Genomic DNA, 18,243 nt, shown 5'->3' with positions numbered 1-18,243 from the left:
TCATCCCGTCGCTGCCAACGGACCTTCAGCGGTCTGTAGCAGCTGCGCCTCGCGAAGAAGCTTCTCCACGTGTGGTGCCAATAGATCGGCCTCCGAGACTCCCCGATGTTGGGCCAGCCGTCTAATCAGTTCCTTTTCGGACTCGGTCAGGCGCTTGCGGATGAACTGGGTCGACCGGCGCTGCTCAGACCCATGCTTGATACCTGTCGGGCCATACACCTTGCGGCCTGGCTTCTTCGTCGCCACGTCACATCCCATCCGGTTGGTCAAATATCCCTGACACGATCATATAATACAGCGCCCTGACCTGCTATTACGCATATCGCGTTACGCCATATACGTTACGCGATACCCGTAACGCGCATGGCGTAATACGATGTCGGCGTGTCGTACGCCCAGTCTGAGCGAGTTCAGGAGATCTCGTACGCTCTGTTCGGGCAACGACACCGACTTGCCGTAATGGCGGCCATTGCGCAAAGCTCCGACGGTCGTGTCAATCCATCAGACCTGGTCAAAGAACACGGATTCCCCTCCCAAAGCTCCTTCCAGAACGTGTTCCCAGGCCTTGTCGTCGCGGGCTTGATAAAGCGTGTGGATGGTGTGGACCGCAGGGTCTACTACGAGCGCCAACCAAGCACTGCCTGGACCCTCGCCATCGAGCTTCTTGCCAAAGCACTGGCTGAAGACACTCCAGTGCCCGACACGATCGATTAGCACTCGGAGACTTCTGCCGAGCGCCTGGGATTCGATGCCCGCTGTAGGGCGGGCACCTGTTGTTCGCCCCCGACGCACGCTTGCGTCCCTCCCTTGCACAGTCGGTGCAGGAGCCGCCCGGTATCCGACGCCGCGGCTCCCTACATGAGGCAACGAAATTAGCCCCAGAGGTATCGCGTGCAATATCTCATGAGATATTGCACGCGATAGCATCAGTGATGAAGTGGCGGACATCTCGCCACCTTCCGCCAAGGCTCCGCCAGGTGTTTGTCAGCCGGCAGCATCTCCGGCTATACCTACCCCGAGCAGGGCGGACACCTCGTCGCGCACCCTGCCCACCACGTCATGGTGCCGATCGACCATCCTGCCGATCTCGCGCAGCTTCAACGGTGGTTCGGTCTGGAAGAGCAGCCGAATCATCTCAGCGACATCATCCTCCGGATAGCTGGACAACTTCCCGCTAGCCTGAATCCGCCCCGCCACAGCGCGGGACAGCTCCGCCGCTCCCCCGGCCGAATCCGCCACCACCGCCACCACCGTCTCGGTCGCTGCCGCAGCAACGTTCGCGCCCTCCGGGCTGAACGCCCACAACCGCGCCAACAGATGCGTGCACGCCAGAAGTGCGATCGGCGGGATGCAGGACATGCCGGCCCCCAGCCACATACCCGCCGTGATGGGCCCCTGCGACTGGCCCATCAGATGAGGCAACAACGGATGGACGAAGTTGGCCGCCATGCTGACCACGGCCCCGAACGCCAGAACACACCACGAATAGATCACGTTCGTCTTCTGGCCGGCGTAACCGCCGAAGGCCACCAGCGCCATCGTGGCGACGATGATCATCCCGTCCACGATCAGCGGCCACAGCCACGCGATGTACCCCGGCCACGCCAGTTGGGAGGCCATGTCCCATAGGGAGTAGAACGACAGCGCGAACGAACCGCCCGCGATGAACACCGTCACCGCCACCGCGCTCTTGCGAGCGCGGTGCAGCATCACCAGCTTCTCAGCTTCTCGATCGTCCCCCCTGGCCGGCTCAGCCACTTGCTGCATTGGCGCCGCGGGCTTCACACGCCCTTTTCGGCCGCGCCAAAGCCACCCCAGCCGCTTCTCCTTCGCCGCTCTATCGACATGTCCCCCGGCCGGCGCTGTCGGCGCATTCTCTGCCGGTTCCGGACGTGGAGAAGCAGCGGGTTCATCAGAAACGTCCGCAGCAACTACAGACCGCTCGTCCACAAGAGTCATCAGGCTTCCTTTTCGTAGCTCGGATTCGGATGGTGTTGGGTCTTCGGGGTTTGGGCGGTCACCGGGGGATTACGACAAGCCATCGCGACAGAGGTTGGGTGAAGCACTCCGACACGTAACGCAGGGGCTCCCCCGCGACTCATTGCGGGGCACAACGCGGATGACATTGGAGCAAACCTCCCGTCAAAGACTACGTGGAGCAACGCGAGTAATCACGCATCACGCAACGGACGCATTATCCCGCGAGACTGCGCGTGAATGGGCGGCTGGATTAGCAGGTGCAGTAACGCATACGACGGTGGATGTGATACTGCGCAGCATATCCGGTCACATGATGCGTAGCGCAATGCGCACGCTAACACGTGACACAACGGAACCGTGGACGCACCGAGTATCGCATCGCGTATCTCATGACCTATCGCGTGACGTAGGCGACACGCGATAGGGTGCGATAGACAATGAGATATTGCAGCCGTTAACATGTGACACATGACGCGGAACACCGCGAGGCATATCCGAGAATCTACCGCGCGAGCGGGGGAGTGGCAGAACGCATGACGACTACCAGCCTCATTGACGCCGAGACCTCACCGATCGATCTCGCCCTGGAGCGGCTGAAGTATCCGTTTGGTCGCGAAGACAGAGAAGACACCGGATGGGAGGACTCCCTGCTGTCCACCATTCCAGAGTCGGATCTGCGTGAGGCTCTGCAAGATCTGCTCGTAGCCGTCGCAGCATGGAAGGGCGGAGTTGGCAAGACTGAAATCGCCAAGGAGGTCGCCTGGATCTTGGCCGCGGTACTTGTCGACTTCGACTGGGACCGTGGCAACGCCAGCCGTGCATGGGGCTATCGCCACGAGACCCGCACCAACGCTCCACTGCTCGACGCATTCGAGACCGGACGCACCCCGCGGCCGCTCAAGGGCGGCGAGTTCCGTGCCGATCTTGTGCCGTCGCACCCCGACTGGATGGCCAACCAACCCGAAGACGAAGTCATCACGCGCCACATCGAGCAGTGGTCGACTGAGTGGCAGCGTCCCGTCGTCATCGACACCCACCCAGGCGGCGGCGACAGCACCTACGGCGCCGTCGCTGCCGCGCATGTCATCGTCGCGCCCGTCGTCCTGGAAGTCCGAGCACTCGAAGCTCTAGAAGGGATGGCCGATGAGCTCCGGTCCTACCCGCTGCTCATCGTGCCGAACGTGGTGGCTGCCGCACCCAAGAAGCGAGTCGACCACCTGGCATCGATCAGCAAGACTTACGGCATTCCGGTGTTGCCCCCGATCAGCAAGTACAGCTGGCTCGCCCAGCGCCAGTACCGCATGGCTGTATCGGCACGTAAACCGGTGCCGGCCCGCAGCAGACCATTCGTACAAGAGGTGACGGCAGTGGCCAGAGCGGTGGTGGAACTGGCCATTACCAGGGCAGCAGGGAAGAGTGAGTGAGACGATGACCCAGAACCAACAGTCCGGCCTCGGCGGCGGAGTTGACGCGCTGAACAAGCGGCGCACACGGCGCACACGTCAGGCACCGCCACCGCGCCACCCTGCGACACCAACGCCTCTGGCTGTCGTACCCGACACGGTCAACGACCCGCCTACGTCTGTCCAAGAGACTCCAGCCCGGCCAGAACCAGTCGTCGACACGGACACCGAGCAGGCACCGCCGGCCGAGCCCAAGCCGCAGGAGTCCGCGGACCGGGTCGTACTCCCCAGCGCCGAGACCGCCGAGCCTGCAGCCACGGGGTCGGCCCTTGTGCCCGTCGAGCCCGCCCCGGATGAACAGGTCAGGCGCGACTCGTCCAGCCATGCTGACGAGTCGCGCGAGGAAGCGTCAGCCTCGCCGGCCAACGCCGAACTCCCAGTCCTCGACAGCGACCTGCGAGATCCCGAAGCGCAGATCGTGTCGCCAACCGTCATGAGCATCCCGGAATCAATCGTCGCACGATTCGACAAGGCCCGGTCCAAAGCGCCCAGTCACACTGCCGTCGTGCTGAATGCTCTGCGGAAACATGCTCACGAGCTCCCTACTCTGATACTTGATCGTCGGCCAGGCCCTAACCCCGGCGATCTCTTTCCGTGGCGCGACACGCCCGGCGACTCGGGGTCTGAAACGCCACTGCCGCTGCGGATTCGGCCGACAAAGGCTGAGCTGAAGGTCATGAAGACACTGCAAGACTGGTCGACCAAGCAGATCCGTGCGCAGCGCCCGGGCGCGCGGGAAACCAACCGCAGCGAGATGGTGGCGGCCGCGCTCGACGCCTACCTGCCCAGCAGTGCGGGACCAGCCAAGAAGCAGAAGTAAGCCGACCGCCGCGGTTGGGGGAGTCGGAGTCGGGGTCCGGCTCCCTTGGCCGCCGCGGCCGCGTACGACCTGGGGGAGTAGATCGTCGGCAGCCATGATCCTGAGGACGTCGGCCGGGATCCCGCACTGGTCTGCGGCTTCGGAGAGCTTGGCGAGGTCGGGTTCATTCATCGGTGGATCCGTTCTCGCCGGCGAGGGCGGCGTCGGCCCGTTCAAGGGGCGTGCCGGGCAGTGTGTCGGGGGTCGGGGTTTCGGCGATCGCTGCGGCGATCGCCCGTTCGACCGCTCCGGTAGCCCAGCCATCAATCGGGGTTTGTGGTGCCTCATGTGGCGGACTGTCGAGGTCGACGGTCACCGTCACCGGAACAGGGAGCTTGAGCGCCGCGAGACGCTCTCGAACGGCCTGGGCGAGGCGTTGTCCGTATTCGGCGAGTTCGTCGCGCTGAAGGGCTTCCAGGCGGTCTCTGAGTACCTCGATCGCCGCCAGGGCGTCCTCGGCCGCCTGCTCTTCGGGGGTGAGCTCGGTCGGGTTTTCCTGTTCGGCTGCCACGGCCGCCTCGATCTCCTCGACCGTCGGTAGCGGTGGGGGAGGACCGTCAATGATCTCGACACCCAGATCCGTGAAGTACGCCCGCATGCGCTCGCTCAGCTCGTGGCCGGGGTAGCTGTACACCCGACCGGGTCTGATGGCGTTCTCCCGGCGTTGCAGCTCAGTCTCCGCGGCGTCAAACTCACGAAACCACGCCAACGAATCCACATCGGACAGGATCCGCTCGGGGTGCACAACGACGTTGACCGGCTCGGTGCGGTGCCGCCACAAATCCCATTCATCGTGGCCCACAGCGGCATTGAGGGCATCCCGAACCACGCCAGCTTCCCAGGAGCCCGGCCGGCCCGCCAAGATCGCATCAATGCCACCGATGTTGGCGGCCGCGCCAGCAAGGGCTGCGGTGACGAACGCGGCCCAATCGATCGGGAGGCCATCGGCATCCAGGTCAGGTTCCCAAGAACCATCGGCCGCTCGACGTACCGGCTGGTTGGTGAGCCTCGCGGCTTCGGTGAGCACCCGCACCGCCTCGTCGAGCACCACCTGGTGCGCCCGCGCCGTGGCTGTGGATCTCCTGCTGGTATCCGCATAGCCGCTATCGGCCAGTACGGCGTCCAGCACTTCGCGATATGGCCGGCCGATCGTTGCGGCCAACGCGTCGAGTGTGGCCCGCGCCGGCCATCCACGCACACCATTGGAGCGCCACTGAGACAGATTCGCCCGCGTGATACCGACCCGTCGCGCGATCTCGGCGTCCGTGACGTCCGGATGGGCGTTCTTGTACCAGTCGATCAGATCGACCAGGCGACTGCTGGGAGGCATTCACCCAGCATGAAGGCGATACGGACGTATGTCAATAGCCGCTAATCACAAGTGTTAAGTGACGCTTAACTGACATAAGGTACGTTATCGGCTAAATGTCCGGCTAATTGAAAGTTAATCATGCGACTAGTCAGAGGCTAATAATCCGGCTATTATCGTCACATGAAGACGGTACCGCTCAGCGAGGCCAAGGACAAGCTTTCAGCGTTGGTCGACGAGGCCGACAGCACGCACGAGATCATCCGGATCACCCGGCACGGGCGTGCCGCCGCGGTCTTGATGTCTGCCGACGATCTGGACTCACTCAATGAAACCCTGCATGCTTTACGGACCCCAGGGCTCGTCGACGAACTCAACCAGGCAGACGCCGACTACGCCGCCGGCAAGACCATCACCGGTGAAGATCTGCGTAAACGCTACGGTCTGTCGTGAGCAACGACCAGCCATGGGCGGTCCGACTGGCGCCCAGCGCGGTCCGGGCACTGGATCGACTTCCGCACAAAGTGGCGGCCGCGATCGTGGAGTTCATCACCGCAACACTGCCCACCGACCCATACCGGATGTCGAAGCCGCTCCGTCACGAGCTGGAGGGCTGGCGAGTCGCACGACGCGGCGACTATCGCGTCACCTTCCGCATACTCGACGACGCCCACGCCCTCCTGATCGGCCGTGTCGAGCACCGGGCACACATCTACCGCCCCAGCTGAGGCATGCGAGTGCATCACTGCAAATCGTCACCGTGACGAATAATGTTGCGTGACGGCGGAATCGTAGAACCGCTACCGAGTACAACAACAACAGCAGCACTCTCTCTCAGAGAGAATTCCAGAAATAGGCCAGAACCGGATTTGGTCTCACCAGGGAAGAAGCGTTCCGAGCCGCAGATGTCAGACCAGGTTGGGAGAATCAGGGTATGAAAATTTTCGATGGTCAGCAGCCGCAAAATGAACGGCTGGTTCGTGTGCTGGCCGCTGTCAGTGGATGCGCTGTCTTCGTCCTACTTGTGCTAGTGACGATCACGCTGGTCGCGTCGCTGCAAGCCTCCGCTTCAGCATTTAGCGCGCTCGATGCGGCAATCGCCGCGGTTGCATTGTTCGGATTGATGGCAGCAGGCTTAATCACTCGGCACATTTTCAAGCGCGGGTCAGCTGGGGCACGCCAGGTCAGCTCACTGCTTACCGATACAGCACCAGGACAGATCTTCAGCGGACTGGCCGGGCTTCTCCTCGCCATCGCCTCGATCTCTACTGTCATCGCCGCACACGGTTGGGCATCATGGATAGTGTCAGCCTTGTCGGCACTGTTCTGGTCCGGCGTCGGCGTGCGCGAGCTGCGCAACGGTTGGCGGCGATGGGCTTCACAGCGCGCAACCCTGCATAATGGACCTGCCATCGAACGCATTCCGGAATAGATAGCGAAGCGGATCATTTTCGCACCACTACTGCGCGCTGTAATTCGAAGATGCCCCGACTGAATTCCGGCCAGGAACAGCTGCCAGCACAGCAACAGCACGTATTCACTGCCAGTACGACGGCAAACGCTCCATTACCGCCTTGAACGAGGGTCCCTCAATTCCATCTTCTGCCGCGCTGACGTGACCCGATCCCCCATGCGTTGATCGCTTCAACACGTGGCGATGCCCGATAGAATGGATGCTGTGAGTTGCAGCAGCCTCGCACCGAAACTCCGCCGCCTGTTCAGCGTTATGCACAAAGCGTCTGAGCCACCGCTGTCCACACAAGCAGCCGCAGCAGCGATAACGGCACATCACGGTGTGTCGATGACAGCTAGTGCGCTTGATGCGCTTCTGGACGGCCGTAGAACCGATCCCGATCACGCCGAATTATCTGCTATCGCAGCCCTTTTCGGGGTTTCGCCGGAATTTCTGCTCACGGATGGCCCTGTCCCCCGAATCGAGTCACAACTCTCGCTGCTCGAAATGTTGCGCGATGCTCCAGGCGAGGTGACCTCGGTACGAGTGTGTCAACGGAGCTGGCCGACGATCACAACCGAGGAACGGCCTTAGTACCCGCTGTCGCTGAATCACTGTTGGAGGACAACCATGCTCGACTCGGAATACTCTGCTTTCGATGTTGCTGTTGCCGTGAGCGCGACCGGCGGTTGCGTCCAGGAATGGTCGATCACTGTCGACGATCAGACGATTCACGGTTCGTCAGAAGAATCCCGCGATAACTCGATCGCGGCGATGATGAGCACGCGGCCGGGTTCTGAGTGCACTATTCCTGATGTCGGAACGATCCGCGTCCCGCATCCGCAGGCCGCGATGGCCGCAGCCGTGATGATGCTCGACACTCGTCACAGCTACTATTTGACAGACTCAGCCCGACTCGTGCCCGACTCCCGTGAGATTCGCGAGTTTCTTGACCCATTCTTTGTTTGCTGATTGCTGATATCACTCACCTGGTGGGTGCTGCTGCGGTGCGATTTAGCCCGGATTTTGCGTGGTAATTGGTGTGGGTTCGGTGTGATGCCGAGTTGTGTTGTTGGGTAGTGGTTTTCGTGTGGTGGCGTAGAGGTGCTGTCCCGTGTCGCCGGGTGGGGCGGGCTTTCCTGGGGCCTGTGGGTCCTTCATCGTTGATGGGTCCGATGGGGTGGGGTGTTATCCGAAGGCGGTGCGGACGCGGTGCCAGGCGGCGGCGATCGCCGCCGCCCAGCGCCAGGTGGCATCGATGCGTAGCCGCAGTTGGCGGGCGCCGCGGGTGATACGGGCGGCCACGTGCAGGACCCGGTAGCGGAACGTGGTGATCTCGACGCGGGCCAGAGCGCGATCGCTGGCGAACCCGATGAGGCGGGTCCAGGTGACCAGGTCAGCGGCGGCCAGGACGATTTCGAGCCAGGCAGCATTGGCCCAGAAGGAGTGGCAGGGCAGGTTACGCAGCCCGGTGGCTTTGAGTTCGCGGATACGGTCCTCGACGCGGGCGTGCTGGCGGTGCCGTAGTTCCAGACCGGCGACCTGACCGGGTACGACACCCGGTGGTGTGTCGGTGATGAACGCGGTGACCCGCATGCCGTCGGCGTCGGTGAACCGCAACTGCGCGCCGGGGTGGGGGCGTTCTTTACGCAGGATCAGCCGGGTCCCTTCGGGCCAGGAGGCCAGGTTGACCAGGTCGGTGGCTTCAGCGACCCACGCGCCGTCGCGGATCCCGCCGTCGGTGTCGATCGCTGGATACCAGCAATCGCCGAGGTTGAGGGTGTCCACGGCGTCCTGGACGCGGGTATCGACGGGGTACCCGAAGGAGAACCCGGCCCCGGCGGCCCGGCACGCTGCGGCGAATTTGTGGGTGGATCCGGCGGTATCGCAGCGCACCAACACCTTCGGGGCCTCGGGGTTGTCGGGATCGTCGGGGTTGGGCCGCCACGCCGCTGGCAGCGATGCCAAAGCCTGGTGCAGGACGATGATGTGGTCGGAGGCGGTGTTGGAGCCGGCGTTACCGTTGCGCAGCAACCCGGCCAGGGCTTCGCCGCCGGCGATGTCGGGGCGGTCCAGAAACGCCAGCAGCGGGTGCAGCCCGAACGTTTTCTTCCAGGTCGGCGCAGCCCCGGCCTTGTTGTCGGAGTGATCGATCACCAGCGTGGCATCGATGTCGATATGCAGCCAGCCGCCGGTGGTGGGGGCGGCTCCGACAGCCCAGGCCGCTGCCCGCGCCGCGGCTCGGGCTGCGCGCACCCCGGGTAGATGCGCGGCATCGATCCGCTCATCGATCAGCCGCCACATGGTGGTCGTTGAGGCCTTGGCCCCCAGGACGTGCTCCCGGTCACCGCACAGCTGACCGACCGCGTCGATGCAGTCCGCGCCGTCGGCGACCGCGGCCGCCAGATCAGCGAACACCTCCCCAGGCGCATACACCCACGGGCCGCGGTAGGTGTCGGCCAACGCGGCCGTGACCTGCGCCGATAAGCCGGTCCGGTCGGCAAGCTCACGCAGCATGCCCATCCCGGCATGCGACACAACGCCATGGCCGTCGGCGGAAACTTTCACCGGCGATGCCGCCGCGATATTCTTCACCTGCGAAGTGCCTTCCCGTCAGGGTTTTTGAACCGTAGAGAAGTCCAATTATTCCTTGCAGGACAGGCACTTTCGCTTATCTACACACCCCCACAGTCAACATTCCACGAAAAATCCGGGTTAGTCCGCACCGCGGTAAAAGGACTTCTGTTACGCCCTCTGATCGACTCTGACATGACATGCGTTGTCGCAGGACCGATTCTGCACTGACACGCCAGCCGGCGCACCGGTCACCTCACCAGCCGCGCCTCGGCCAAGATCCGCGTCGCCAAACCGTCGCTGCCGCAACGGAAACAACTGAGTTCCAATGCCTTCTGCACATCGATCATAGGCCGACGTCCGGCTCGCGCTAGGCCACCGGCGGCGCTGCGCTTGGCCTTCGGCGGCGCTCAGCCGGCCACACTCGCTGCGCTCCCTTGCCGCCTTCCCACCCCGGGACCCAGACGCTCCCTCGGCCTGCTCGGCCCCGATCTCTTGTGCCAGAAGGCAAAAAGAACGGGCGGCCGCGAGGCCCCCACCACAGGAAGGCACCGCCATGACCGACACGAGTATCGACACCCAGGCCGAATCCCACGCCGACGAACACGGCACGCTCGAACACCTCGACCCGCACACCCTCGTCGTGGACGCCAACGTGCGCAACGTGGCCAACCTCAAGGCCAACTTCATCGCCAGCATCAAAGAGCACGGCGTCCTAGAGCCGATCGTCGCCGTCCGCGACGGCGAAGGCCAGGTCCTGGTCCGGATGGGCCAGCGCCGCACCCTGGCTGCCCGCCAGGCAGGCCTGGCCACCGTGCCGGTGTACCTGCGCACCCTCGCCACCGGTGACCAGACAGTGGAGCGTGTCAGCCAGCAGATTGTCGAGAACGATCACCGCGACGACCTGATCGACGCTGACCGGGCGCGAGGCATCCAGCAGATGATGGACGCAGGCCTAAGCGTCACCAAGGTCGCCAAAAAACTGTCCGTGGACAAGGAAACCGTCAAAGCCGCCGACACCGTCCGCAAGTCCAACGCTGCGATGCAAGCACTCGACGGAGGACAGATCAGCCTCGTGGAAGCCGCCGCCGTCACCGAGTTCGAAGATGACCCCGATGCACAGAAGCGGGTCGTGCAGGCTGCAGGCACGCCCGAGTTCAACCACGTCGTCGCCCAGGTCCGCGCCGAGCGTGAAAGCGTCCAGGCCCGAGCCCAGGCCGAATCCACCTACACCGAGCAGGGCTACACCCTTCTCGAGGAAGGCGATCACGGCGGGTGGCGACTCGACCGGGTTCCGCTGCGCCACCTGGTCATGGTCGAGGCCAGCGGAGCGCAGGTTGTCGCCACCGACGAGGCGATCATCGATCCGAAGCACTGGGGTCTGGTGCTCGAAGAGTACGAAGAGCTGGCCGACCCCGTCACCGGCGAGACCGTCGATGAGGACGACGTCGACTGGCTTACCGAGGACGATCCGCGCCGCGCACCCGTGGAGGGATTCCGGCACTACAACTCGGTCATCAAGCGCAGCAGTTTCGACCCGGCCTGGTACTGCCTCGATCCCGAGGCCGCAGGCCTGACCGTCACCGAGCACTACCAGCGCAACGCGGAGTACTTCGCCAAGCGGGCTGCAGCCCAGGCCGAGGAAGCCAACCGTGATGATGCCGACGCCGACACCGGCAGCGACGACGAGTCCGGTGACGATGTCGGCACCGAGGCTGAGCGTGAAGCCGCACGCATCCAGGCCGAAGCCGAGGCTGAGGAAGCCGAACGCCGGGATCGTAAGAAAGTGCTGGCGCTGAACAAACTGGGTTCGGCAGCGATCAGCGTGCGGCGCGAGTTCGTGACGGCACTGGTGGCCCGCAAGACCCTGCCCAAGGGTGCAGGAACGTTCGTGGCTGAATCACTGGCGCGCGACGCCTACATGCTGACCAACCACAACGCAGACACCATGGCCGCCGAACTTCTCGGCGTCGAACAGGGACGCCACGGTGTGCGCAAGCTGGCCGCAGCAAGCAGCGACGCCCGCGCCCACGTGATCACCCTGGCGCAGGTGCTCGGCGCACTGGAAGCTCGCACCCCCAAGGACGCCTGGCGCAACGTGCGCAGCGCCCGCATCACGGTCGACGCCGCCAGCGCCTGGCAGATGGCCGTCACCAGCGGTGACTACCTGCGATTTCTGGCAGCCAATGGCTACACCCTTAGCCCCGTGGAGGACGTGATCGTCGGCAACCGCACCGCCGACGAGGTGTACGACGAATACCTGGCCCAAACCGTCACCGAGTGAGCCGTCCCGGGTGGGGCAGGGCCATCGCTCTGCCCCACCCGGTGGCACACCCCTCGTCTCAACTGAAAACGGAAGCGCTTGCAGCGCTGCCTCATTCGGACACTCCTGACGGAGTGATCCAAGTTCGTTTGCCTTTCCGGCCATCGATCATAACCGGCGGTCCGGCCGCACAAGTGCCCGCTTCGGCCTGCGGCGCGGCCCCGGTCCCCCTGCCGGTCGCTGCGCTCCCTGGGACACCGGCACCGCCGGGCACTTGCTGCTTTACCGGCCCTGATGCCGGTTTTTGATCTCGGTGCCGGAAGGCAAAAACAACGGGCAGCACCCAAGCAGCCCCTCACCTCAACCCGAAAGGTCACGATCACCATGGCTCACGAACTCGACTCCACCAACAACGTTGTCTCCTTTGCCAACTCACGCCCCGACGCCTGGCACCGACTCGGCCAGTCGGTCAACCACACGATGACCGCGCGCGAAGCATTGGAAGCCGCCCACCTGGCCGGATGGAATGTGCGAAAGATGCCGCTTCAGGTCGCACTGGAGCCCGTCGTCACCGCAGACGGGGTCAGCACCCTGGCCCCGCTGAGCGTGCCCGACCACTACGCCACCGTTCGCGATAACCCGATCGTCCCCGGGCGTATCGACGTGCTCGGTGTGGTCGGCAGCAAGTACGAGCCGCTGCAGAACGAAGCGTCCTGCGATCTGCTCAACGCACTCACCGACCAGGGCGGAGCCGTGTTCGAGACAGCCGGAGCGCTGCGCGGAGGCCGCGAAACATTCGTGACCATGAAACTGCCCGAGGCCATGACGTTCGACGGGGTCGACGGATCCAAAGACCGCACAGAGTTCTACCTGGCCGCGCTCAACTCACACGACGGCACCAGCGCGTTCCGGTTCCTGGTCACCCCCGTGCGGATCGTGTGCGCCAACACCCAAAGCGCCGCGATCCGGGAAGCGAAGGCAAGTTTCGCCATCCGCCACACCGGCGGCGCCCGCCTGGCCATCGCCGAAGCCCGCGAAGCGCTGCGGCTGACCTGGAGGTATGTCAAGGCATTCGAAGACGAAGCCGCCGAGCTCTACGCCCGCCCCATGGACATCGACCAGATGCGCGCATTCACCGACCAGCTGCTCGCAGTGGACGCGGCCACCACCGTCGCCACCAAGAACACCCGCAGCCAACAGTCCCGCGCGATCGTCAAACTGTGGACGTCATCACCCACCGTCGCCCCGATCGCCAACACCCGATGGGCGGCCTACAACGCGGTCACCGAGTACATCGACCACTACGCCACCGTCCGCGGCCGTGGTGACGCCGCAACAACCCGCGCCCTGCGCGCGGTGACCATCGGCAGCACCGCCCAGACGATCAAGACCCAAGCGTTCCGGATGCTGCAAACCCTCTAGAAGTCCCCGCCACCCGGGCCGCCGGCACACCCGCCGGCGGCCCGGGCCCGGTGGCATTGCCGCGGAAGCGCCTAGCGGCGCTGCCCCACTACTGCGACCAAACAGCACCGCCGTTTTCGATGAAATGCCAACGTTGGGTTTATGGTCACCAATTTCTTACCCCGGTTCTGGCCTATGGATCGTGCACTGATGGTGGTGGGTAGCGCAAGGCCATCGGCTCCGGCCTCCGGCGAGGAAACTTTTCCCCACAACCTCGCTGCGCTCGTGGAAAACTTTCCCCCCGAAACCTTGCGCTACCCACCACCATCAGCGGTTTAACTACTTGCCAGAACCGCCGAAAGAATGGGGTTTGAGGACCAAAGAGCACCACGTTGCGTTTCGGTAATGAATGGCCGGAACGTCTCGGTTTCGAATTAAAAATAATGGAGATTGAAGGCAAATAAATGTAGCGAATACAGCAAAGTCGACATAGAATAGAAGAAATCCCGCACCAATTCCCAGGAGGCCACAAATGTCTCACATCACCGTCTACACCAAACCGTCTTGCGTGCAATGCACCGCCACCTACAAAGCCCTGGCCAAGGCCGGCCTGAGCTACGACACCGTCGACATCACCACCGACAGCGAAGCCCGCGACTACGTGATGAGCCTGGGCTACCTGCAGGCACCCGTCGTCGTGGCCGGCTCCGAACACTGGGCCGGCTTCCGCCCGGACCGCATCCGTTCACTGACTACTTCCCAAGTCGCCTGATCACTACGCCGCGCCAACGACCATCACCGAGGAGACCGCAATCATGCATCAACTCACCGTAACCCGCGACGAAACCACCACCACCACACCAGGATTCGTTGACTTCGAAGACGCCCACCGGATGCTCATGGCCCACGCGATCGGCGAAGACCTCTACCTGCACGCCCACGGCAAAACCAACACGCACGCCTCGACGTTTCACCTGGTCAAGCTCGAAGGCTCACCCAAGGCCCAGCCCCGCGTGGTCGGAATCGCCACCATCGAACCCGAACCCGGCCAACCGGTGATGTCCCCGTACTACTGCGCAGTGGCCGCCCAGGAATGGATCGCCGACCATGAGGCCGCCTACTACCACGGCATCGACCACGACCCCGGCCGCAACTACGCCGGCCACGTGCTCACCGCGGCCCGCGCCGAAGCGCTGCGCCAGTTCCGCGCCGGCACACTGTTCGACGAAGCCGTCCGACTGTCCGACAACGGAAACCAAGACGTCCCACGGCCCCGCCAGACACGCCTGGAGATCCTGCGCGACTACGCCGTCGACCTCGCCAACACCGGCGACATCCTCAGCGCCGCTCAGCTGGCCGGCGAAGTGGAACGCCACCTCACCCCCGACATCACACCGCAGCAGACCGCCGCCCTCATCTGGTGGACCGCCCTACTCATCTGGGGAGCCAAAGCATCATGACCGCCGCATTCCAACGCCCAACCCTGCACCTGGTCACCGACGCCGGCGACACCCCAGCGCCCGCCGCCGACAACGAAACCTACGACGACTTGCAGGCCGAAGCCATTCTGGCCCAATGGAACCCAGAAAACCAGCTCGTCGGATCCCTGATGTGGCTCACCACCACCCAGGCCCTGCCGATCCTGCAGGCAGTACCCGCCACCGCCATCTGGCGGCCCACCGCCCGCTGGGTCTACGAGATCATTACCACCCTCGTCGACAACGGACAAGACCCCAACCCTGTCGCCATCATGGACGCCGCACGAGCCCAGCCCTACAGCCAGGCTCTACAGCCCGACCAGCCGCCCACTGCCCACCAGATCAAGCAGGCCGCGCTGTACGTGTTCGAGGCCTACCGCCACGCCATGACCCCCGACGTCGCCGCCGGCACCTACGCGCGCGACGTCCTCGAGGAGGCCTACCGCCGCGGATTCACCCAAGCCGGCCTGCGCATGCAGCAGCTCGGGGAAACCAACGCCGAACCCGAAGCCCTTACCAGCCAGTTCATCGCCATCCGCAACGATCTCGCCGAGCTGCGCCGCCGCGCCGAAGCCACCGCAAAACCAGGCTGGTGGAAACCGTGAACAGCACCGACACCCTCAACCGCCACGTAATCGACCGCGCCGCACGCCATCTTGCCGCGGTGAGCTTCACACACCCCGGCAGCGCACCCACCCGCGCCACCACACTCATCGACAGCGTGTACGCCCGCGCCCAAACCCGCGCCGAACGCCGACACCGCAAAACCGCCACCGCAGCCTGAACATCACCGCTCACCCACGAGCCCCCACACCCAGAAGAAAGACCCCCAATGGACCACAACCCCCAGCCCGAGCAACAAGACATGGACCGGCTACGACATGACGCGCTGACATCCCTCACAGGCGATTCGCTGGCCGACACCTATGAACGAATGGCCATCTCCACCGCGTTCGACGACGCCGAACAAGCAGCCGCCGCCCGGCAAAGCAGTGACCGCGGACGAAACCTGGCTCACATGTCCGCCCTGGCCGCGGACGCAAAATTCGGAACGAACATCGCCGCGAAATACGAAGCCAACTACACGACCGGCCAGCCACCTCACTCTGAACCGTGGCGCTACTTCTATGACACTGAATTTCACTGGGACGCAACCGGAATCCATCTGATATCGATCGGCATCGTCAGCGGCGACGGCCGAGAGTTCCACGCTCACTCCGACCAATACAACGAGCGCGCCGCGTCAACAGATGCATTCCTCGCCCAGCACGTTTTACCCACAGTCACAGGTATGCCGCGCCGGTCATTGCATGAGTTGCGCCAGGACCTCGACACCTTCTTCAACCCACGCCCCCGACAGCTGTGGGCAGATTTCGGCGCCTGGGACCAAGTCTCGCTGATGCAGATCTGGGGAGGCATAGGGCAGCAACCCACCTGGTTACCCATGCAGACACGCGATGTGCGGCAGTACGCCGCCATGCTCGACAACCAGCTGCCCGATTATCCAGCACGACGCCACAACGCTCTCCTCGACGCAAAGCACGTCCACACGATGTTCTCCAGCATCGCTGAGCGCCTCGAACGAGCCAGCCGCATCATTGCGGCCGGACTGACTTGACAGAAGGAGAACGACATGAGCACTAGCTACTACGAACTGCCTGAACATCTCTGGGAGGGCAAGGGGCCTGGCCGGAACGAGGACGGGTCACCCCGCCGCGACTCCACGCCGTCTGAGATCGCGTGGTTGCGTGGTGTTGGCCAAGCCCTGGCGACGCTGCACGCACCCCGACGCGCCACCGATTCTGAGCCGACATAAGGAACTTGCAATGACCAACGATCAGAAAGAAGAAACGATGACCGGGGGAATCGTCACCATTTCCGGCAGCATGAGGAACTTCGATCAAATGCTGGTGGTTGCAACAGAACTCACCAGGCAGGGCGACATCGTGCTCATGCCGTTCGTCCACAAGGGTATCGCCACCACCGCTGAAGCGGACCACCTTGACGCCCTGCATCTCCGCAAGATCGACCTGTCCAGAGCCGTTGTCGTCGCGACCGACGAACTCGGTTACTTCGGCAAATCGACTCGCCACGAGATTGAGTACGCCGAGCGCTCCGGAATGCCCGTCACCTACGCCCGCGTGATCCGGCGGAACGACCAAGACACCATCACCTTCACCAACAATCCGGTGCCGCAGTGGTGTGAGACCTGCTCAGGCAAAGGCACGCTGAACGGCGCTCTCTGCATCGATTGCGAGGTCAGAGGTAGCGGGTGGCGCAAGGGCCACCGCCCCGAGCCCGCCGCCGCGAGCTGACGTAAGAGTCCTGATGGACAACGACGACGGCGAGGGCCTCGATCTCGCTGAGCACGCATGCGCGATCGGTGAGCAGCTCCACCCGGCGTATTGGGACGGCCACGCCGCCAGAGTCGCCCTCGTCGAGAAGAAACGACACACCGAGCAAGCGCGAGGACGTCGCCAGGTGCGCAATCGCCCCTCGCCGGGCGGAGAGCCACGATGACAACCACAGAGCGCAACGATCCCGGTCAACACACCTGCCGTGCCCAGAAATGCCCGGCCGAAGTATCCGCAGACGAGTTCATGTGCCTGGCGCACTGGAAAATGGTCCCCGCAGCACTGCGTGCAGCCATCCAGGCTAGCTATCCACTCAACGTCGAGGCCATGGCATCCGCGGAGTTTCTTGCCATCGCTCAAGGGGCAATCGATGCGGTCGCGCACAAAGAAGCGCGCACCGCACCCCGCAAAGAAGCTGACGCGACCTCGACCACACGTAAGACAACCAGCACCACAGCCGGCAAGAACACCGCCCGCCGACGTCGCAAAGCCGAACAACTAACCCTGTTTGAACTGAGCGACACCCCATGAACACCCTCACCGCGGCCACCCTCGCCCAAGCCCGGGCCGACATCCACGCCGCAGTCGCCGCCTACGACGACACCACCCGACGCCGCCAGTGCGCGCAGTCCGCACGCGACAACGCCACCACCGTCGTCCTTGCCGGCGACGCCACCGACGACGAGCTGCGCCACGCGCACTACTACCTCGACGACGCCGCCGGAATCCTCGCCACCACATAACAACCCAGTCGGCCGGGTTCATCTGGCGCTGCGGATGCCGCTGCCACTACGACGCCATGAGCGTCGGCCGACTCTTCTAGCCGCCGCGCCTGGCCGGCCTCGATCGTGGGGCCGGCCAGGCTGGTGTTGCGTGTCGGGCCGCCGGGCACGCTGCGTTGGCGTCGGGGCGCCAAGCGCCGCCACCGATGTGGCCACCTGACGGCGGCCAGTCGTCCGTAGCCCCTCACCTTTAACCGTCAGCAGGTCGCCAAGCGTACTTCGGACCCGACCTCAGTAAACCCGTCGGGCGCGGTGGGTTTCGACGGCGGAGGACATTTGCCGCCCTACCTGCTCGCTGCCGCTCGCGGGCGGCAAATCCGCCGAAAC

The 18,243-nt window shown here is 64.0% G+C and carries 23 protein-coding genes; 19 read left to right on the top strand and 4 right to left on the bottom strand.

Annotated elements, in window-relative coordinates:
- Positions 1–246: a ribbon-helix-helix domain-containing protein gene (locus K6L26_RS31215; RefSeq protein ID WP_206477749.1), complete on the bottom strand. Its 246-nt coding sequence runs from the start codon at positions 244–246 to the stop codon at positions 1–3.
- Between the two features lie 138 nt (positions 247–384).
- Between K6L26_RS31215 and K6L26_RS31210 the strand changes: the two genes are divergently transcribed.
- Positions 385–714 (top strand): ArsR family transcriptional regulator, encoded by a 330-nt coding sequence (locus K6L26_RS31210; RefSeq protein ID WP_245008816.1) that lies wholly within the window; start codon positions 385–387, stop codon positions 712–714.
- Positions 715–984: 270 nt separating this feature from the next.
- Here the strand turns inward: K6L26_RS31210 and K6L26_RS31205 are convergent, their stop codons facing one another.
- Positions 985–1,710 (bottom strand): DUF2637 domain-containing protein, encoded by a 726-nt coding sequence (locus K6L26_RS31205; RefSeq protein ID WP_206477748.1) that lies wholly within the window; start codon positions 1,708–1,710, stop codon positions 985–987.
- A gap of 803 nt (positions 1,711–2,513) precedes the next feature.
- Between K6L26_RS31205 and K6L26_RS31200 the strand changes: the two genes are divergently transcribed.
- Together K6L26_RS31200 and K6L26_RS31195 are read left to right on the top strand one after the other, a co-directional pair.
- Positions 2,514–3,404 (top strand): ParA family protein, encoded by an 891-nt coding sequence (locus tag K6L26_RS31200; RefSeq protein ID WP_221853662.1) that lies wholly within the window; start codon positions 2,514–2,516, stop codon positions 3,402–3,404.
- Complete coding sequence (locus tag K6L26_RS31195) at positions 3,397–4,263, top strand: hypothetical protein (RefSeq protein ID WP_206477747.1); 867 nt, start codon at positions 3,397–3,399, stop codon at positions 4,261–4,263. The genes K6L26_RS31200 and K6L26_RS31195 overlap by 8 nt, the downstream gene beginning before the upstream one ends.
- A 163-nt stretch (positions 4,264–4,426) precedes the next feature.
- Here K6L26_RS31195 and K6L26_RS31190 read toward each other — a convergent pair whose 3' ends face one another.
- Positions 4,427–5,632, bottom strand: coding sequence for an XRE family transcriptional regulator (locus K6L26_RS31190; RefSeq protein ID WP_206477746.1), 1,206 nt, complete (start codon positions 5,630–5,632; stop codon positions 4,427–4,429).
- A 162-nt stretch (positions 5,633–5,794) separates the two neighbouring features.
- On the opposite strand from K6L26_RS31190, the gene K6L26_RS31185 reads away from it, so the two are divergent.
- The 4 genes from K6L26_RS31185 to K6L26_RS31170 all read left to right on the top strand — a co-directional run bounded on the left by K6L26_RS31185 (position 5,795) and on the right by K6L26_RS31170 (position 8,036).
- Positions 5,795–6,064, top strand: a complete 270-nt coding sequence (locus K6L26_RS31185) for a type II toxin-antitoxin system Phd/YefM family antitoxin (RefSeq protein WP_206477743.1) — start codon at positions 5,795–5,797, stop codon at positions 6,062–6,064.
- Positions 6,061–6,339, top strand: a complete 279-nt coding sequence (locus K6L26_RS31180) for a type II toxin-antitoxin system RelE family toxin (protein ID WP_206477742.1) — start codon at positions 6,061–6,063, stop codon at positions 6,337–6,339. The genes K6L26_RS31185 and K6L26_RS31180 overlap by 4 nt, the downstream gene beginning before the upstream one ends.
- Positions 6,340–6,545: 206 nt before the next feature.
- Positions 6,546–7,043 carry a hypothetical protein gene (locus tag K6L26_RS31175; RefSeq protein ID WP_206477920.1) on the top strand — a complete coding sequence of 166 codons (498 nt, stop codon included), beginning with the start codon at positions 6,546–6,548 and terminating at the stop codon, positions 7,041–7,043.
- A gap of 651 nt (positions 7,044–7,694) precedes the next feature.
- A complete protein-coding gene (locus tag K6L26_RS31170; protein WP_206477890.1) occupies positions 7,695–8,036 on the top strand; it encodes a hypothetical protein in 342 nt (113 codons plus the stop codon).
- A gap of 216 nt (positions 8,037–8,252) precedes the next feature.
- Here the strand turns inward: K6L26_RS31170 and K6L26_RS31165 are convergent, their stop codons facing one another.
- The gene (locus tag K6L26_RS31165; protein ID WP_016341434.1) at positions 8,253–9,659 is read right to left on the bottom strand and encodes an IS1380 family transposase; all 1,407 of its coding nucleotides are present in this window, start codon (positions 9,657–9,659) and stop codon (positions 8,253–8,255) included.
- Positions 9,660–10,194: 535 nt separating this feature from the next.
- Between K6L26_RS31165 and K6L26_RS31160 the strand changes: the two genes are divergently transcribed.
- The 12 genes from K6L26_RS31160 to K6L26_RS31105 all read left to right on the top strand — a co-directional run bounded on the left by K6L26_RS31160 (position 10,195) and on the right by K6L26_RS31105 (position 17,877).
- A complete protein-coding gene (locus tag K6L26_RS31160; protein WP_206477889.1) occupies positions 10,195–11,922 on the top strand; it encodes a ParB/RepB/Spo0J family partition protein in 1,728 nt (575 codons plus the stop codon).
- A 363-nt stretch (positions 11,923–12,285) separates the two neighbouring features.
- Positions 12,286–13,323 carry a DUF932 domain-containing protein gene (locus K6L26_RS31155; protein WP_221853661.1) on the top strand — a complete coding sequence of 346 codons (1,038 nt, stop codon included), beginning with the start codon at positions 12,286–12,288 and terminating at the stop codon, positions 13,321–13,323.
- 511 nt (positions 13,324–13,834) lie between these two features.
- The gene (nrdH, locus tag K6L26_RS31150; protein WP_221853660.1) at positions 13,835–14,074 is read left to right on the top strand and encodes a glutaredoxin-like protein NrdH; all 240 of its coding nucleotides are present in this window, start codon (positions 13,835–13,837) and stop codon (positions 14,072–14,074) included.
- A gap of 43 nt (positions 14,075–14,117) precedes the next feature.
- Positions 14,118–14,762, top strand: a complete 645-nt coding sequence (locus tag K6L26_RS31145) for a hypothetical protein (RefSeq protein ID WP_221853659.1) — start codon at positions 14,118–14,120, stop codon at positions 14,760–14,762.
- On the top strand, positions 14,759–15,385 hold the full coding sequence (locus K6L26_RS31140) for a hypothetical protein (protein WP_206477884.1): 627 nt from the start codon (positions 14,759–14,761) through the stop codon (positions 15,383–15,385). Before K6L26_RS31145 ends, K6L26_RS31140 begins: the two co-directional genes overlap by 4 nt.
- Positions 15,382–15,564, top strand: a complete 183-nt coding sequence (locus tag K6L26_RS31135; RefSeq protein ID WP_206477883.1) for a hypothetical protein — start codon at positions 15,382–15,384, stop codon at positions 15,562–15,564. Before K6L26_RS31140 ends, K6L26_RS31135 begins: the two co-directional genes overlap by 4 nt.
- A gap of 48 nt (positions 15,565–15,612) precedes the next feature.
- Positions 15,613–16,398 carry a 3'-5' exoribonuclease domain-containing protein gene (locus K6L26_RS31130; protein ID WP_206477882.1) on the top strand — a complete coding sequence of 262 codons (786 nt, stop codon included), beginning with the start codon at positions 15,613–15,615 and terminating at the stop codon, positions 16,396–16,398.
- A gap of 15 nt (positions 16,399–16,413) precedes the next feature.
- Positions 16,414–16,596, top strand: a complete 183-nt coding sequence (locus K6L26_RS31125) for a hypothetical protein (protein ID WP_206477881.1) — start codon at positions 16,414–16,416, stop codon at positions 16,594–16,596.
- Positions 16,597–16,606: 10 nt separating this feature from the next.
- Positions 16,607–17,095: a hypothetical protein gene (locus K6L26_RS31120; protein ID WP_206477880.1), complete on the top strand. Its 489-nt coding sequence runs from the start codon at positions 16,607–16,609 to the stop codon at positions 17,093–17,095.
- Between the two features lie 13 nt (positions 17,096–17,108).
- On the top strand, positions 17,109–17,300 hold the full coding sequence (locus K6L26_RS31115; RefSeq protein ID WP_206477879.1) for a hypothetical protein: 192 nt from the start codon (positions 17,109–17,111) through the stop codon (positions 17,298–17,300).
- Entirely contained in the window at positions 17,297–17,665 is a 369-nt protein-coding gene (locus tag K6L26_RS31110) for a hypothetical protein (protein ID WP_206477878.1), read from the top strand. The genes K6L26_RS31115 and K6L26_RS31110 overlap by 4 nt, the downstream gene beginning before the upstream one ends.
- The gene (locus tag K6L26_RS31105) at positions 17,662–17,877 is read left to right on the top strand and encodes a hypothetical protein (RefSeq protein WP_221853658.1); all 216 of its coding nucleotides are present in this window, start codon (positions 17,662–17,664) and stop codon (positions 17,875–17,877) included. The genes K6L26_RS31110 and K6L26_RS31105 overlap by 4 nt, the downstream gene beginning before the upstream one ends.
- Positions 17,878–18,243: the final 366 nt, after the last annotated feature.

The organism is Mycobacterium farcinogenes (genome assembly GCF_019739075.1).
In the GTDB taxonomy this organism is placed as follows: Bacteria; Actinomycetota; Actinomycetes; order Mycobacteriales; family Mycobacteriaceae; genus Mycobacterium; species Mycobacterium senegalense.
The sequence above is the reverse complement of the archived record's forward strand: the minus strand, read 5'-3'. Positions and strand labels throughout refer to the sequence as shown.

Coding starts and splice junctions, on each gene's coding strand:
- K6L26_RS31175 (WP_206477920.1), top strand. CDS start 6,546: ATGAAAATTTTCGATGGTCAGCAGCCGCAAAATGAACGGCTGGTTCGT.
- K6L26_RS31115 (WP_206477879.1), top strand. CDS start 17,109: ATGGACAACGACGACGGCGAGGGCCTCGATCTCGCTGAGCACGCATGC.
- K6L26_RS31125 (WP_206477881.1), top strand. CDS start 16,414: ATGAGCACTAGCTACTACGAACTGCCTGAACATCTCTGGGAGGGCAAG.
- K6L26_RS31130 (WP_206477882.1), top strand. CDS start 15,613: ATGGACCACAACCCCCAGCCCGAGCAACAAGACATGGACCGGCTACGA.
- K6L26_RS31170 (WP_206477890.1), top strand. CDS start 7,695: ATGCTCGACTCGGAATACTCTGCTTTCGATGTTGCTGTTGCCGTGAGC.
- K6L26_RS31145 (WP_221853659.1), top strand. CDS start 14,118: ATGCATCAACTCACCGTAACCCGCGACGAAACCACCACCACCACACCA.
- K6L26_RS31205 (WP_206477748.1), bottom strand. CDS start 1,710: ATGCTGCACCGCGCTCGCAAGAGCGCGGTGGCGGTGACGGTGTTCATC.
- nrdH (WP_221853660.1), top strand. CDS start 13,835: ATGTCTCACATCACCGTCTACACCAAACCGTCTTGCGTGCAATGCACC.
- K6L26_RS31190 (WP_206477746.1), bottom strand. CDS start 5,632: ATGCCTCCCAGCAGTCGCCTGGTCGATCTGATCGACTGGTACAAGAAC.
- K6L26_RS31185 (WP_206477743.1), top strand. CDS start 5,795: ATGAAGACGGTACCGCTCAGCGAGGCCAAGGACAAGCTTTCAGCGTTG.
- K6L26_RS31155 (WP_221853661.1), top strand. CDS start 12,286: ATGGCTCACGAACTCGACTCCACCAACAACGTTGTCTCCTTTGCCAAC.
- K6L26_RS31110 (WP_206477878.1), top strand. CDS start 17,297: ATGACAACCACAGAGCGCAACGATCCCGGTCAACACACCTGCCGTGCC.
- K6L26_RS31200 (WP_221853662.1), top strand. CDS start 2,514: ATGACGACTACCAGCCTCATTGACGCCGAGACCTCACCGATCGATCTC.
- K6L26_RS31120 (WP_206477880.1), top strand. CDS start 16,607: ATGACCAACGATCAGAAAGAAGAAACGATGACCGGGGGAATCGTCACC.
- K6L26_RS31105 (WP_221853658.1), top strand. CDS start 17,662: ATGAACACCCTCACCGCGGCCACCCTCGCCCAAGCCCGGGCCGACATC.
- K6L26_RS31160 (WP_206477889.1), top strand. CDS start 10,195: ATGACCGACACGAGTATCGACACCCAGGCCGAATCCCACGCCGACGAA.
- K6L26_RS31140 (WP_206477884.1), top strand. CDS start 14,759: ATGACCGCCGCATTCCAACGCCCAACCCTGCACCTGGTCACCGACGCC.